The 15,274-nt window shown below is 72.0% G+C and carries 9 protein-coding genes and 1 tRNA gene; 8 read left to right on the top strand and 2 right to left on the bottom strand.

Annotation, left to right across the window (positions count from 1 at the left end; all coding sequences use genetic code 11):
* Positions 1-55: 55 nt before the first annotated feature.
* Positions 56-2,368 carry a PBS lyase gene (locus ACFYUS_RS03400; RefSeq protein WP_388845129.1) on the bottom strand — a complete coding sequence of 771 codons (2,313 nt, stop codon included), beginning with the start codon at positions 2,366-2,368 and terminating at the stop codon, positions 56-58.
* Between the two features lie 1,283 nt (positions 2,369-3,651).
* Between ACFYUS_RS03400 and ACFYUS_RS03405 the strand changes: the two genes are divergently transcribed.
* Positions 3,652-5,268, top strand: coding sequence for a M4 family metallopeptidase (locus tag ACFYUS_RS03405; RefSeq protein ID WP_388845132.1), 1,617 nt, complete (start codon positions 3,652-3,654; stop codon positions 5,266-5,268).
* Positions 5,269-5,435: 167 nt separating this feature from the next.
* Here the strand turns inward: ACFYUS_RS03405 and ACFYUS_RS03410 are convergent.
* A tRNA-Arg gene (locus ACFYUS_RS03410) sits at positions 5,436-5,507 on the bottom strand.
* A 160-nt stretch (positions 5,508-5,667) separates the two neighbouring features.
* Here ACFYUS_RS03410 and ACFYUS_RS03415 point away from each other — a divergent pair.
* From ACFYUS_RS03415 to rho, 7 genes are all read left to right on the top strand, one after another.
* On the top strand, positions 5,668-6,501 hold the full coding sequence (locus tag ACFYUS_RS03415) for a response regulator (protein ID WP_388845135.1): 834 nt from the start codon (positions 5,668-5,670) through the stop codon (positions 6,499-6,501).
* Between the two features lie 75 nt (positions 6,502-6,576).
* Positions 6,577-7,539: an ArgS-related anticodon-binding protein NrtL gene (gene nrtL / locus ACFYUS_RS03420; protein ID WP_388845138.1), complete on the top strand. Its 963-nt coding sequence runs from the start codon at positions 6,577-6,579 to the stop codon at positions 7,537-7,539.
* Between the two features lie 12 nt (positions 7,540-7,551).
* Positions 7,552-8,943 (top strand): diaminopimelate decarboxylase, encoded by a 1,392-nt coding sequence (lysA, locus tag ACFYUS_RS03425; protein ID WP_388845141.1) that lies wholly within the window; start codon positions 7,552-7,554, stop codon positions 8,941-8,943.
* A gap of 151 nt (positions 8,944-9,094) precedes the next feature.
* Complete coding sequence (locus ACFYUS_RS03430) at positions 9,095-10,387, top strand: homoserine dehydrogenase (protein ID WP_388845144.1); 1,293 nt, start codon at positions 9,095-9,097, stop codon at positions 10,385-10,387.
* A 6-nt stretch (positions 10,388-10,393) separates the two neighbouring features.
* A complete protein-coding gene (gene thrC / locus ACFYUS_RS03435) occupies positions 10,394-11,464 on the top strand; it encodes a threonine synthase (protein WP_189799865.1) in 1,071 nt (356 codons plus the stop codon).
* 281 nt (positions 11,465-11,745) lie between these two features.
* Positions 11,746-12,663 (top strand): homoserine kinase, encoded by a 918-nt coding sequence (thrB, locus tag ACFYUS_RS03440; protein WP_388845148.1) that lies wholly within the window; start codon positions 11,746-11,748, stop codon positions 12,661-12,663.
* 413 nt (positions 12,664-13,076) lie between these two features.
* A complete protein-coding gene (rho, locus tag ACFYUS_RS03445; RefSeq protein ID WP_388845151.1) occupies positions 13,077-15,119 on the top strand; it encodes a transcription termination factor Rho in 2,043 nt (680 codons plus the stop codon).
* The last annotated feature ends 155 nt before the right edge of the window (positions 15,120-15,274 follow it).

The following is a 15,274-nucleotide window of genomic DNA, read 5'->3' on the forward strand; positions in this document are numbered from 1 at the left end:
GCGGAGTGAAGTCCTTTTTGTCTCACCAGCGGATTGTCACCGCCTCCGGGCAGGCCTAGAACGCCCCCCGCTCCATCCGTGCCAGCGCCGCCCGGCACAGGGTCAGCAGCTTCTCGTCGAGATGGATGTCGTGGCTGCCCGAGCCGTCCTCGCGCGCGTTGTGACGGCGCCTACGGGTCAGCTCGGTGAGGATCGCCAGCTGCGCGCCCGAGGCCGCGGGACCCATCTCCGCCAGGCACTCCGCGATGTCCACGCGCGCGTGCCGGTTCTCCTCCCAGGCCGCGAGCAGCACCGGGAGCGAGGCCGACGCCTCGCCGGACACCCGCCACAGCGCCGCGGCGCTGCGGACCCGCACCCACAGGTCCCGCGAGGCCAGGCCGGGCCGGAGGGCCGGGGCCGCCGCGGCCGCCGCCGGGCCGATCTCGCCGAGGGCCTGCGCGGCGGCGCACCAGTCCGAACCCGACGTGCCCGGCCGGAGCCACCGCTCCAGGGCCGGCAGCACGTCCCCGCGATCCCCCTCGGCCGCCCACAGCGCCCGCGCCGCCGTCGTGGCCACCGCAGCCGAATCGGCGGCCATCAGTCTTCGCATGTCCGGTACGGCCTCCGCGGCGGCGGGCCCGAAGGCCGCCAGGGTCCGCAGGGCGGCCTCCCGCACCCAGTCGCGCCGGTTGGCGGGCGCCCCGCGCAGCACCCGCAGCACCTCCGGCAGGGCCTGACCACCCCGTACCGCCGCCAGGGCGTACAGCAGCGGCGCCGCCCGGTCGTACAGCCGCTCGTCGAGCTCGACCTCCGCGAGCCGGCGCCGGAGCAGCGGTGCGAGCATCGCCGCCGAAGGGCCGAGCCCGTCCATGGCGTACAGCAGCTCACGCCGGACCTCCGACTCCTCCAGGGCCCGAGCGAGCAGCGGAACCGCACGCGTGTCCCCTGCGCGAGCGAGCGCGAGCAACGCCCCGTCCCGCCCGGACCGCCCGACGAAGGCGTGACCGGAGCAAGGGGTCGCGCTGAGGGCGGAGGGCGCGGGCTCTGGGCCGGCGGAGGTGCTGGGCTCGGTGGAGGCGCCCTGATCGGCCGCGCCGCCCTGATCGGCCGCGCCGCCCAGCCCCGCCGCACTGCCCTGACCAGCCGCACCGCCCAGCCCCGCCGCACTGCCCTGATCAGCAGCACCGCCCGGCCCCGCCGCATCGCCCCGCCCCCCGCAGGTCCCCGAGCCGGCGGGCCCCGGCGTCACGGCCAGCCGCGCCGCGAGTGCGTCGGCGGAGGGCGCACCCAGCTCGAAGAGCCGTTCGAGGAGGGAGGTGGCGGCCTCCCGGAGCCGCGGCTCGGGGTCCTGGAGCTGTGCGCCGACGAGCCGGACGACCTCCTCGTACCGCCCGCGCCAGACCCGTATCAGACCGCCGCACAACCAGATCGCGTCCGAACGCTGCCCCCAGTCCGGGCTGCGCAGCTGCGCGAGGACCAGCGCGATGCGGTCGTCGACCCGGTCGTCGAGCGCGGCGTGCAGGGTCCGCAGCAGCTCCTCGGTCCACGGGGCCGGCCGGCCGGCGGCGTGCTCCTCCAGGAGCTCGCGGACCTGCCCGATGAGGGTCGGCGTCGCGGCCCGCTCCGCGCCGGGGGAGACAGGCCGGTTCGCCGAGGTCCTGATCTCCTCCAGGAGCCCGGTCACCCACGGCACCACGTCGTCCGGGATGTCGGCGGGAGCGCAGCGCGCCCGCTGGACGAGTGCCGCGAGCCGGAGCCCGGGGTCGTGGGCGGCGCGGGCGAGCCAGCCGAGCCATTCGACGGTCTCGGCGTGCAGCGACGCGTGCCGCAGGGCGATCCGCCCGGCGGCGGCCACCAGGGTGAGCCGCACCTCGGTGTCCCGCTCGACGGTGAGCCGCTCCCGCAGCAGGGCCAGCACCCGGGCGGGCTCGGGGTGCAGCGAGGCGAGCGCGCAGGGAGCGGTGAGCCGCACCTCGGGGTCGGGGTCCGAGACGAGCCCGAGGAAGACGTCGGCGCCCGCGGCGATGGCGGCGGCGGCCATCGCGTAGTTGGCGGCGGGGATGAACTCCTCGTCGTCGACGCCGAGTTCGTCCAGTTCCTCGTCGTCGTCGAGTTCGATCCCGCCGATGCTGGTGAGCAGCTCGATGATGCAGCCCCGGTCCTGGACATCGGGGTCGGCGACGAGTTCGAGGAGGAAGGGGATGCAGGCGAGCGTCGAGTCGTAGACGTCGCCCTGGTGGTGCACGGCGCCGTACATGCCGTCGAGGGCGGTCTCCCGCTCCGCGGGGTTGGTGGAGGCGAGTCCGCGGAGCAGCTCCGGCACGTCGTCCGCGGGGCCGTACGCGTGCCCCAGCGAGGCCCAGTCGACCTCCTCGATCCCCGTCAGCATTGCCAGGCCGCCTTCCCCGTGAGCGCTGTGCCAGGCAGCAAGTGTGCACCACGGGAAGGACAACAAAGCCGAACCGGCGGCACCTACCGCGCACGGGACGCCCGTTGCGACCTCTTTCCGCCATGTACGTTACGGAGCAAGGCAGTTGCACTCGGTATCCGAACGACCGACACGCCGGCGACGGACGAGGCGCAGGTGGCTGTCCCGCACTCCGGAGGCGTCCCTCCGCCTCCCCCTCCAACCGGACTCGGACGACCGGGGCCGCCCCATCCCGCCCCGTGACCCGACGCAGTTCGACCGGGAGCGGCGGGCCCGCACACCTACCCACCCACCCACCCACCCACCCACCGCGCCGGCCCGCGCCCGGACTCCCCGACTCCCCGGCAGGCGGCCCCGCGCACCCGCGACCGGGTCGAGGCCGACCGGACCGAGGCCGACCGGACCGAGGTCAGCCGGAGCGAGACGGCCAGGGTGGGGCCGTCGGGGAGCCGTACGACCAGGACCCGGGGCCGCTCCGGCGGACCGACGATGCCGAGCCGCTTCGCGCCCCCCCTCACCGCCCCGCGCCCCACGGTTCTCGGTCGACGCGCAAGACGGGCACCCCGACAGGCGCGCGGCGATGACGGAGAACTCCGGCGCGGGGTCCCGGCGCGAGCGGGCGGGACCGGAGGGCGACCTGTCCGCCGTCCAGGACGAAGGTCGGGGCGAAGGCCGGGACGAAGGTCGGGACGAAGGTCGGGACGAAGGCCGGGACGCGGAATCCGTCCGGTTCGGGGGAGCGGCGACAGGAGGCCCCCGCACCGCTCCAGACGTGGCGCGATGTCACCCATGTGGGGGACAAAGCTCCTCGGGGTCACGAGTGCGGCCCTCGGCCGGGAGCCCGGCCGGGTCCGCTGCGAGAAGGCGTGCGAGTGGAACGGGGTGGACGTCCTGTACGGCCGCGCTCGGCGAAGGGGGTTGCCCCGCAAGCGGCGCACGGCCCGGCCTCGACTCCCTCCCCAACTCCCTCGAAGAGCCCGCAAACAACCCACGCAAGCCCAAACGCCCCATTCGATCCGAGCCCCTCGACGATCCCGCCGAGGGGGCTTGATGCTGCCCGAATCTGGGCAGAGAGGAACGCAAGGTTCCCCTAACTCCCCGCATAACGAACAGAGTTATCTGTCCTTCGGACAACAGCTGGTCAAATCCTTGTTGCAGACCTGTCAAACAGGCGTCTTCGCTGGCACGCTCACACCCGCAACACCCACCCCCACATCCCCACGCTTTTCAGCGAAGGAGCCCGCGTGACCCGCCAGCAGTCCTCGCACCGCCGTACCACCGCCCGCGCCGCCGCCCTGATCGCCTCGGCCGCCATGGTCGTCGTCGGTGTCCAGACCGGATCCGCCAACGCCGACGCCCAGCGCGAGGCCGGTGCCACGGCGGTCAAGCTGACCGCCTCCCAGCGCGCCGCCGCCATCCACGAGGCGCAGGGCGAGGCCGCCGCCACCGCCCGCTCCATCGGCCTGGCCGCCCAGGAGAAGCTGGTCGTCCGGGACGTCGTCAAGGACGCGGACGGCACCGTTCACACCCGCTACGAGCGCACCTACGCGGGCCTCCCGGTCCTCGGCGGCGACCTGGTCGTCCACGAGAAGAAGTCGGGCGCCCGCTCCACCACCAAGGCGACCTCGGCCCGCATATCCGTCGCCACCACGACGGCCGCCGTCTCGTCCGCCACCGCGGGCAAGGCCGCCCTCGCCTCCGCCGCCAACGCGGACGAGAAGGTCTCCTCCGCCCGCAAGGTGATCTGGGCGGCCACGGGCAAGCCGGTCCTCGCCTGGGAGACGTACGTCACCGGCGTCCAGAAGGACGGCACCCCGAGCCGCCGCCAGGTCGTCACCGACGCCACCACCGGCAAGGAGCTCTCCTCCGTCGAGACGATCGAGACCGGCGTCGGCAACACGATGTACTCCGGCCAGGTCACCCTCGGCACCTCGGGCTCCGGCACGTTCTCCCTCAACGACGCCGCGCGCGGCGGCCACAAGACGTACGACCTGAACGGCGGCACGTCCGGCCAGGGCACGCTCTTCACCAACTCCACGGACACGTGGGGCAACGGCCTCGCCTCCAACCGCGAGACCGCGGCCGCCGACGCCCACTACGGTGCGGCCGTCACGTGGGACTTCTACAAGAACGAGCTCGGCCGCAGCGGCATCCGCGGCGACGGCGTCGCCGCCTACTCCCGCGTCCACTACGGCAGCGCGTACGTGAACGCCTTCTGGGACGACTCCTGCTTCTGCATGACCTACGGCGACGGCATCAACAACACCCACCCGCTCACGTCCCTCGACGTGGCCGGCCACGAGATGTCCCACGGCCTGACCTCCTCCACCGCGAACCTCCGCTACAGCGGCGAGTCCGGCGGCCTGAACGAGGCGACCTCCGACATCCTCGGCACCTCGGTCGAGTGGTACGCCAACAACTCCTCCGACACCGGTGACTACCTCATCGGCGAGGAGATCGACATCAACGGCAACGGCACGCCGCTCCGTTACATGGACAAGCCCAGCAAGGACGGCAGCTCCGCCGACTACTGGTCGAAGACGGTCGGCCGCCTCAACGTCCACTACTCCTCGGGCCCGGCCAACCACTTCTTCTACCTGCTGTCCGAGGGCAGCGGCACGAAGACCATCAACGGCGTCACCTACAACTCGCCGACCTACGACGGCTCCACGCTCACCGGCATCGGCCGCCAGGCCGCGTACAAGATCTGGTACAAGGCCCTCTCCACCTACATGACCTCCACCACCGGCTACTCCGGCGCCCGCACGGCCACCCTCTCGGCCGCCGCGGACCTCTACGGCACCGGCAGCACCCAGTACAACGCGGTCGCCAAGGCCTGGACCGCGATCAACGTCAAGTAACCCCCAGGCCCCACCAGAGGAAGACCCCGTCCGCAGCTCTCCCGCCGCGGACGGGGTCTTCCCGCATGCCACCGCACGGCTCCGACCTCACCCGCCCGCACATACAACAAGACCCCGCTCTCAGCGTTTCCGCTGATCACGGGGTCTGTCCGGCACTTCTTGCGAAGTGCCCCCGGCAGGATTCGAACCTGCGCACACGGCTCCGGAGGCCGTTGCTCTATCCCCTGAGCTACGGGGGCTTTCGTTGCGCTTGGTGGCGACGGGTAGAACCCTACCAGCTCTCTGGGGGTGCCTGTGAACAGGTATTTCCGGGGCGTCACCGGGGGGTGGGTCCCCCGCACGGGTCAGAAGTGGGCAAAACCCGGACGCGGCCCTTCGGGGCGGCCTACTCTCGTTCGTGTGTCAGGCGTGTCCGGTCGGGTACTCGTTGTCGATGACAACAAGGTGATCCGCCAGTTGATCAGGGTCAATCTCGAACTCGAGGGGTTCGAGGTCGTGACCGCGGCCGATGGTGCCGAGTGCCTGGATGTCGTGCATCAGGTCTGTCCTGATGTCGTCACCCTGGACGTCGTCATGCCCCGCTTGGACGGGATCAAGACGGCCGAGCGGCTGCGGGCCGACCCGCGGACCAGTCATCTGCCGGTGGCGATCATCAGCGCCTGCGGAGAGCACGAGGTCGGTGGGGTGTCCTCCGGGGTCGACGCCTTCCTCGCCAAGCCCTTCGAACCCTCGGACCTCGTCCGTGTGGTCCGGCAGTTGATGCACCGTGAGCGGCGGGAGCGTCCGGACGCGGCCGGGCAGGACGGGGGAGAGGAGCCGGCCGCAGTCGACGGGCCGCGGGAGCGGGACGTCCAGGGGGAGGGCGGCCGGGGGCAGGACGTTCAGGGGCAGGACAGCCACCGCGAAGACTGCCGGTCGCAGGATGTCGGTCGTGAGGACTCCTGGTCGCAGGACGTCCGCCGCGAAGACCCCCGGTCGCAGAACATGCGAGCGCAGGATGTTCGGCGCGAGGACATCCGGCCGCAGGACTCCCGCTCGCAGGGCACCAGACCGCAGGATTCCCGGCCGCAGGACTCCCGCTCGCAGGGCACCAGACCGCAGGACGCCCGACCGCAGGATTCCCGGTCCGGAGGCCTCCGTCAGCAGCAGGAATCCCGGGTGCAGGCCTCTCGGCCGAAGGACGTCCGGCGGCAGGACTCTCAGCGCGCGAGGAGTGCGCGGGGGGTGGTGTGAGGGGGGCGCCGTGGAGGTGCCCGTATGGCGAAACCGGTTCGCGTTCTGACCCCCCTCCTCCCCTAGGCTTGTCTCGTGACCCCCGCGGACCTCTCCCTGACCGTGCAGCACGCCGTGCGCCGTGCGGTCGATGAGGGTGCGCTGCGGGTGGACGTCCCTGCGCGGGTCAAGGTGGAGAGGGCGCGGCCCGGGGGGACCGGGGAGTACGCCAGCAGTGTCGCGCTCAGTCTGGCGAGGCCGGCCGGGCGCAGTGCGCTCGATGTGGCCGGGGTTCTGAAGGAGCGGCTCCAGGAGGCCCCCGGGATCCTGGCCGTGGACATCACCGGGCCCGGGTTTCTGAACTTCACCCTTCGTCGTGACGTCGGAGGGGAGCTCGTACGGGCGATTCTCGCCGCCGGGTCCGAGTACGGGCACGGTGACGCGCTCGCCGGGACCGTCGTGCGGTTCGCCGAGGTGGCGGAGGAGCGGGCCGGGGTCGTCACCGAGGTCGTTCTCCGGCTGCTTCTCGGCCAGGGGGCCGACGCCGGGTTCGGCGGGGACGAGCGGATCCATGTGAGGGGTGGGGCGTACGAGCCCGAGGCCCTCGGGGTCGACGCCGCGCGGTGGGCGCTGTTGCGGGCCGCTCCGCATGATCGTGTGCTCGACGGACCGCCCCTCCTCGTCCAGCACGAGCGCAACTCCCTCTTTCGTGTCCGGTACGCCCATGCCCGGGTCCGGCGGCTGCTCGTCAACGGGGCGCAGCTCGGGACCGGGCCCTCGTACGAGACGGACATCCACGCTCCTGAGCTTCTCGGCGTGCTCGGCGACCACCCCGTCGTCCTCCTCGCCGCCGCCCGCCACCGCGCCCCCGACCGGGTCGCCCGGCACCTGGAAGCCACCGCCGACGCGCTGCTCGCGTTCCAGCACACCGTTCTGCCGCTCGGCGACGAGAAACCCTCGGCCGCCCACCGTTCCCGGCTCGCGCTCGCCGAAGCCGCCGGGACGGTGCTCGCCGGTGGCCTCGCCCTGCTCGGCATCAGCGCACCCGACCAGATCTGAAAGACGCAGACCATGAGCCGTTCCGCCCACCCCGCCGGGCCCCGCCACGCCGATGTCCTTCCCGAGGGGCACTACTCCGCTCCGCCCGCCGACCTCAACGCCCTCGATCCGAAGGTGTGGGCCCGGACCGTCAAGCGGGACGAGCGGGGGGTCGTCACCGTCGGCGGCCTCGGCGTCGACGCCCTCGCCGAGGAGTTCGGCACGCCCGCCTACTTCCTCGACGAGACCGACTTCCGTGCCCGCTGCCGTGCCTGGGCCGAGGCCTTCGGCAAGGACGCCGACGTGTTCTACGCCGGGAAGGCGTTCCTCTCCCGTGCCATCGTGCGGTGGCTCAAGGAGGAGGGGCTGAACCTCGACGTGTGTTCCGGGGGAGAGCTGAGCACCGCGCTCTCCGCGGGGATGCCCGCCGAGCGCATCGCCTTCCACGGGAACAACAAGAGTGAGGAAGAGATCCGGCGGGCCGTCGAGGTCGGTGTCGGGCGGATCGTGCTCGACTCCTTCCAGGAGATCGTGCGGGTCGCGCACATCGCCCAGTCCCTCGGCAAGCGGCAGCGCGTGCAGATCCGCGTGACCGTGGGTGTGGAGGCGCACACGCACGAGTTCATCGCCACCGCCCACGAGGACCAGAAGTTCGGGATCGCGCTGGCCGGCGGGCAGGCCGCCGAGGCCGTGCGGCGGGCCCTCACGCTCGACGGCCTCGAGCTCATCGGCATCCACTCGCACATCGGGTCGCAGATCTTCGACATGGCCGGCTTCGAGGTGTCCGCGCGGCGTGTCGTGCAGTTGCTCGCCGAGGTGCGGGACGAGCACGGGGTCGAGCTGCCCGAGATCGATCTGGGGGGCGGGCTCGGCATCGCGTACACCTCCGAGGACGACCCGCGCGAGCCGCACGAGATCGCCAAGGCGTTGAGCGAGATCGTGACCCGGGAGTGCGAGGCCGCCGGGCTGCGGACGCCCCGCATCTCCGTGGAGCCGGGGCGGGCCATCGTCGGCCCCACCGCCTTCACCCTCTACCGGGTCGGCACCGTCAAGCCGCTCGAAGGGCTGCGGACGTACGTGAGCGTCGACGGCGGCATGTCGGACAACATCCGCACCGCCCTGTACGACGCCGAGTACAGCGTCAGCCTCGTCTCGCGGACCAGCGAGGCCGAGCCGATGCTCTCCCGCGTCGTCGGCAAGCACTGCGAGAGCGGCGACATCGTCGTGCGGGACGCCTTCCTGCCCTCGGACCTGGCGCCCGGCGACCTCGTCGCCGTGCCGGCCACCGGCGCGTACTGCCGCTCCATGGCCAGCAACTACAACCACGCGCTCCGGCCGCCCGTCGTCGCCGTCCGCGACGGCGAGGCGCGGGTCATCGTCCGGCGCGAGACGGAGGAAGATCTCCTGCGCCTCGACGTGGGCTGATGAAATAGTCGCGTGATGAAATAGTCGCGTGATGAAATCGATGTCTCAGGATCCGGACGAGAGGCGGAATCCCTCGTCCGGTGAGTGAGACTGGTTCTCCGTAGAGATACGAAACCGTAGAGATACGAAGTAGTACGAGAAACGAGGTCGGATGATGCGTACGCGTCCGCTGAAGGTGGCGCTGCTGGGCTGTGGAGTGGTCGGCTCAGAGGTGGCGCGCATCATGACGACGCACGCCGACGACCTCGCCGCGCGCATCGGCGCGCCGGTCGAGCTCGCCGGCGTGGCCGTCCGCCGGCCCGACAAGGTCCGCGGGGGAGTCCCCGCCGAGCTGATCACCACCGACGCGACCGCCCTCGTCAAACGCGGGGACATCGACGTCGTCGTCGAGGTCATCGGCGGCATCGAGCCGGCCCGCACCCTCATCACCACCGCCTTCGAGCACGGCGCCTCCGTCGTCTCGGCGAACAAGGCGCTGCTCGCCCAGGACGGCGCGAGCCTGTACGCCGCCGCCGAGCAGCACGGGCAGGACCTGTACTACGAGGCCGCCGTCGCCGGGGCCATCCCGCTGATCCGGCCGCTGCGCGAGTCCCTCGCCGGCGACAAGATCAACCGGGTGATGGGCATCGTCAACGGCACGACGAACTTCATCCTCGACAAGATGGACACGTCCGGCGCCGGATACTCCGAGGCGCTCGACGAGGCCACCGCGCTCGGGTACGCCGAGGCCGACCCCACCGCCGACGTCGAGGGCTTCGACGCCGCCGCCAAGGCCGCCATCCTCGCCGGGATCGCCTTCCACACGCGCGTGCGTCTCGACGACGTCTACCGCGAGGGCATGACCGAGGTCACCGCCGCGGACTTCGCCTCCGCCAAGCAGATGGGCTGCACCATCAAGCTGCTCGCGATCTGCGAGCGGGCCGCCGACGGCGGGTCCGTCACCGCGCGCGTGCACCCCGCGATGATTCCGCTCAGCCACCCGCTGGCCTCCGTCCGCGAGGCGTACAACGCGGTCTTCGTCGAGGCCGACGCCGCCGGGCAGCTCATGTTCTACGGCCCCGGGGCGGGCGGCTCACCGACCGCCTCCGCCGTCCTCGGCGACGTCGTCGCCGTCTGCCGCAACCGTCTCAACGAGGCGACGGGCCCCGGCGAGTCCGCGTACACCCAGCTGCCCGTGAGCTCCATGGGCGAGGTCGTCACGCGGTACCACATCAGCCTCGACGTGGCCGACAAGCCGGGCGTCCTCGCCCAGGTCGCGACGGTCTTCGCCGAGCACGGCGTATCCATCGATACGGTGCGCCAGCAGGGCAAGGACGGCGAGGCCTCCCTCGTCGTCGTCACCCACCGCGCGCCCGACGCCGCCCTCTCCGGGACCGTCGAGGCGCTGCGCAAGCTCGACACCGTGCGCGGTGTCGCCAGCATCATGCGTGTTGAAGGGGAGTAAGGACCCATGACCCACAAGGGCACCCACCAGTGGCGCGGCATCATCGAGGAGTACCGGGACCGCCTTCCGGTCACGGACACGACGCCGGTCGTCACGCTCCGTGAGGGCGGTACGCCGCTCGTCCCCGCTCAGGTCCTCTCCGAGCGCACGGGCTGCGAGGTGCACCTCAAGGTCGAGGGCGCCAACCCCACCGGCTCCTTCAAGGACCGGGGCATGACCATGGCCATCTCCAAGGCCAAGGAGGAGGGCGCGCAGGCCGTCATCTGCGCGTCCACCGGCAACACCTCGGCGTCCGCCGCCGCCTACGCCGTGCGCGCCGGGATGGTCTCCGCCGTCCTCGTGCCGCAGGGCAAGATCGCGCTCGGCAAGATGGGCCAGGCCCTCGTGCACGGCGCGAAGATCCTCCAGGTCGACGGAAACTTCGACGACTGCCTGACCCTGGCCCGCAGCCTCTCCGAGAACTACCCGGTGGCGCTGGTCAATTCGGTCAACCCGGTCCGCATCGAGGGCCAGAAGACCGCCGCCTTCGAGATCGTGGACATGCTGGGCGACGCCCCCGACATCCACGTCCTGCCCGTGGGCAACGCCGGCAACATCACGGCGTACTGGAAGGGGTACCGCGAGTACGCCGCCGACGGCCTCGCCACCCACCGCCCGCGCATGTGGGGCTTCCAGGCCTCCGGCTCCGCCCCGCTCGTGCGCGGCGAGGTCGTCAAGGACCCGTCGACGATCGCCACCGCGATCCGCATCGGCAACCCGGCCTCGTGGGACTACGCGATCGCCGCGCGCGACGAGTCGGGCGGCTTCATCGACGAGGTGACGGACCGTGAGATCCTCCAGGCCTACCGCCTGTTGGCCGCGCAGGAGGGCGTCTTCGTCGAGCCCGCCTCGGCCGCCTCGGTCGCCGGTCTGCTGAAGGCCGCCGCGCAGGGCAAGGTCGACCCCGGCCAGCGGATCGTCTGCACCGTCACCGGCAACGGCCTCAAGGACCCCGACTGGGCCGTCGCCGGCGCGCCGCAGCCGGTCACCGTCCCGGTCGACGCCGCGGCCGCCGCCGAGCGCCTCGGCCTGGCCTGAACGTAACGAGGCCCGCCGGTTCCTGATCGGGTGAAACCCGATCAGGAACCTACATAGGCGCACAGGATGGCTCGCGACACGCATCGTGCGCCTCCTGTGCGCCCTATGTCGCCACAGAACCTTCCTTCGATAGGCTGTACCGACCCGCCCCGTCGCATATGCGCGGTGTCGTTGCCGTTGTCGCCTCCGCGGCCGAGACGGCCCCCGGGTCCCCGTGTACTTCTCTTGAATACGCGTTGTCTGAAATGCATGTTGTCGCAATCAAGGAGAGTCAACGAGCGATGGCCGGTCCAGCGTTCCGCGCCGCCGCCGTACGGGTGCGCGTCCCCGCCACCAGCGCCAATCTCGGCCCGGGCTTCGATGCCTTCGGCCTGTCGCTGGGGCTCTACGACGACGTCGTCGTCCGGGTCGCCGACTCCGGGCTGCACATCGACATCGCCGGCGAGGGCGCGGAGACGCTCCCGCGCGACGAGCGGCACCTGCTCGTACGCTCCCTGCGCACGGCCTTCGACCTGCTCGGCGGACAGCCGCGCGGCCTCGAGGTCGTCTGCGCCAACCGCATCCCGCACGGCCGCGGCCTCGGCTCCTCCTCCGCCGCCATCTGCGCCGGCATCGTCGCCGCCCGCGCCGTGACCATAGGCGGGGACGCCAAGCTCGACGAGGCCGCCCTCCTGGAGCTGGCCACCGAGATCGAGGGCCACCCCGACAACGTCGCCGCCTGTCTCCTCGGCGGATTCACGCTCGCCTGGACCGAGTCCGGCGCCGCGAAGGCGATCAGGATGGATCCCTCGGATTCCATCGTTCCGGTGGTTTTCGTCCCCGGGAAGCCCGTACTGACCGAGACCGCCCGCGGACTCCTGCCGCGCACCGTCCCGCACGTGGACGCCGCCGCCAACGCCGGCCGCGCCGCCCTCCTCGTCGAGGCCCTGACCCGCCGCCCCGAGCTGCTGCTCGCGGCCACCGAGGACCGGCTGCACCAGGAGTACCGGGCCCCCGCGATGCCCGAGAGCATCGCCCTGGTGAACCGACTGCGCGCGGACGGCGTCCCCGCGGTCATCTCCGGCGCGGGCCCCACGGTCCTCGCGCTGGCCGAACACGGGACGGCCGACAAGGTCGCCCGCCTCGCGGGCGAGGGCTGGGCCGCGAACCGGCTCGACCTCGACGCGTCCGGAGCGAGTGTCCTGCCGCTGGCGCCCTAGGCGTGTGGCGGCCGGGGCGCAGGGCAGCGCCCCGGACGGCCGGGGCGCCGGGCAGCGCCTCGGACAGGAGATTGCCGGTGAGTGAGAGGGGGAATGTTTGTTGGAGCCGGTAGTGTTAACCTCAAGTCTGCACCCGACCTCTTTGTGGAGCGGTGCGGAGTGTCCCCATCAGGGACCACCCATTCTTCCGGGAGCCTCCCCAACTGCCTGAGCAGCCTGCCTGAGCAGTTTTGAGCACGCTCCGGAACCGGCACGACACCCCTCGCTCTTCTTTCGAGTCAAGGGCCGAGCAGGGGGCGCTCGGGCCGGACCCACAGCACGTTCTCTCTCCGCCGTACCCGGCGGGACCACCGCCCCGGACACGGTCCAAGAACCAGGACCCTGCCGGACAGCACAACCGGTCGCCGAGCCAGATGGCCGACGTCCGCTCCAGGGAAGGACCCTTCGTGAGCGACACCACCGATCTGATGGGCGTGACTGCCGACAGCAGTGTCGACACCGCCGCGCCCGCCGCAGGTGCCACCGGCACCGCACGGCGCCGCCGCTCCGGCACCGGCCTCGACGGCATGGTCCTGGCCGAGCTGCAGCAGGTCGCGTCCGGCCTCGGCATCAGGGGCACCGCGCGGATGCGCAAGAGCCAGCTGATCGAGGTCATCAAGGAGGCGCAGGCCGGAGGCTCCGCCGCCCCCGCCAAGGCCGCCGACGCCGCCGACGCCAAGCCGAAGCGCCGCGCCACCTCCAAGGCCCGTACGGGCGAGACCGCCGAGGCCGCCGCGCCGAAGGCGGAGAAGGCCGAGAAGGCCGTCGCCCAGCAGCAGATCGACATTCCGGGCCAGCCGGCCGCCGACGACGCCCCGGCCGGCGAGCGCCGTCGTCGCCGTGCCACCGCCCCCGCCGGTTCCCCGGAGGGCGAGGCCCGGACCGAGGCCGCCCAGACCGTCAAGACCGAGGCCCGTACCGAGACCCGCGAGGTCAAGGCCGAGCCGCAGGCCGACACCAGGGCCGAGGGCGCCGAGGGCGCCGAGGGCCGCGGCCGCCGCGACCGCGGGGAGCGCGGCGACCGCCGTGACCGCCGTGACCGCCAGCGCGACCGCAAGGGCGACGAGCAGCAGGGCGGTGGCCAGGGCGGCCAGCGTCAGCGCCAGGGTGGCCAGCAGGGCCAGGGCGCCCAGGGCCAGCAGGGCGGCCAGCAGGCCGGCCCGCAGGACGAGGACGACTTCGAGGGCGGCCGTCGTGGCCGTCGCGGCCGCTACCGCGACCGCCGCGGCCGTCGTGGCCGTGACGACTTCCAGGCCGGCGAGCCGCAGGTCGCCGACGACGACGTCCTGATCCCCGTCGCGGGCATCCTGGACATCCTCGACAACTACGCGTTCATCCGGACCTCCGGCTACCTGCCCGGCCCGAACGACGTGTACGTCTCCCTCGCCCAGGTCCGCAAGAACGGCCTGCGCAAGGGCGACCACGTCACCGGCGCCGTGCGTCAGCCGAAGGAGGGCGAGCGCCGCGAGAAGTTCAACGCGCTGGTCCGCCTGGACTCCGCCAACGGCATGGCCGCCGACTCCGGCCGGGGCCGTCCGGAGTTCAACAAGCTGACCCCGCTCTACCCGCAGGACCGCCTCCGCCTGGAGACGGACCCGGGCGTGCTGACCACCCGCATCATCGACCTCGTGTCGCCGATCGGCAAGGGCCAGCGCGGTCTGATCGTGGCCCCGCCGAAGACCGGCAAGACCATGATCATGCAGGCGATCGCCAACGCGATCACGCACAACAACCCCGAGTGCCACCTGATGGTCGTCCTGGTCGACGAGCGTCCGGAAGAGGTCACCGACATGCAGCGGTCGGTCAAGGGCGAGGTCATCTCCTCGACCTTCGACCGTCCGGCCGAGGACCACACCACCGTCGCCGAGCTGGCCATCGAGCGCGCCAAGCGCCTCGTGGAGCTGGGTCACGACGTGGTCGTCCTGCTCGACTCCATCACCCGTCTGGGCCGCGCGTACAACCTCGCGGCGCCCGCCTCCGGCCGCATCCTGTCCGGTGGTGTCGACTCGACCGCGCTCTACCCGCCGAAGCGCTTCTTCGGTGCCGCGCGCAACATCGAGGACGGCGGCTCGCTGACCATCCTGGCCACCGCGCTGGTCGACACCGGCTCGCGCATGGACGAGGTGATCTTCGAGGAGTTCAAGGGCACCGGCAACATGGAGCTCAAGCTCGACCGGAAGCTCGCCGACAAGCGCATCTTCCCGGCCGTCGACGTCGACGCCTCGGGCACGCGCAAGGAGGAGATCCTCCTCGGCAGCGACGAGCTCGCCATCACCTGGAAGCTGCGTCGCGTGCTCCACGCGCTCGACCAGCAGCAGGCGATCGAGCTGCTGCTCGACAAGCTCAAGCAGACGAAGTCGAACGGCGAGTTCCTGCTCCAGATCCAGAAGACGACGCCGGGCGGCAGCAGCGACTGACGCGAGAGCTGCGTCACACGACGAGAAACGGGCACCGCGCTCGTAACCTGGTCGTGACCTGCGTAAACCACTGCGCCCACCGTGTTCCGCACGGTGGGCGCAGTGCTGTTTCCGGGCCGAGCTCACTCAAACCTCACAGGTCCGTATGCAACCCT

The sequence above is a fragment of the Streptomyces sp. NPDC004284 genome (genome assembly GCF_042874035.1).
Lineage (GTDB): Bacteria > Actinomycetota > Actinomycetes > Streptomycetales > Streptomycetaceae > Streptomyces.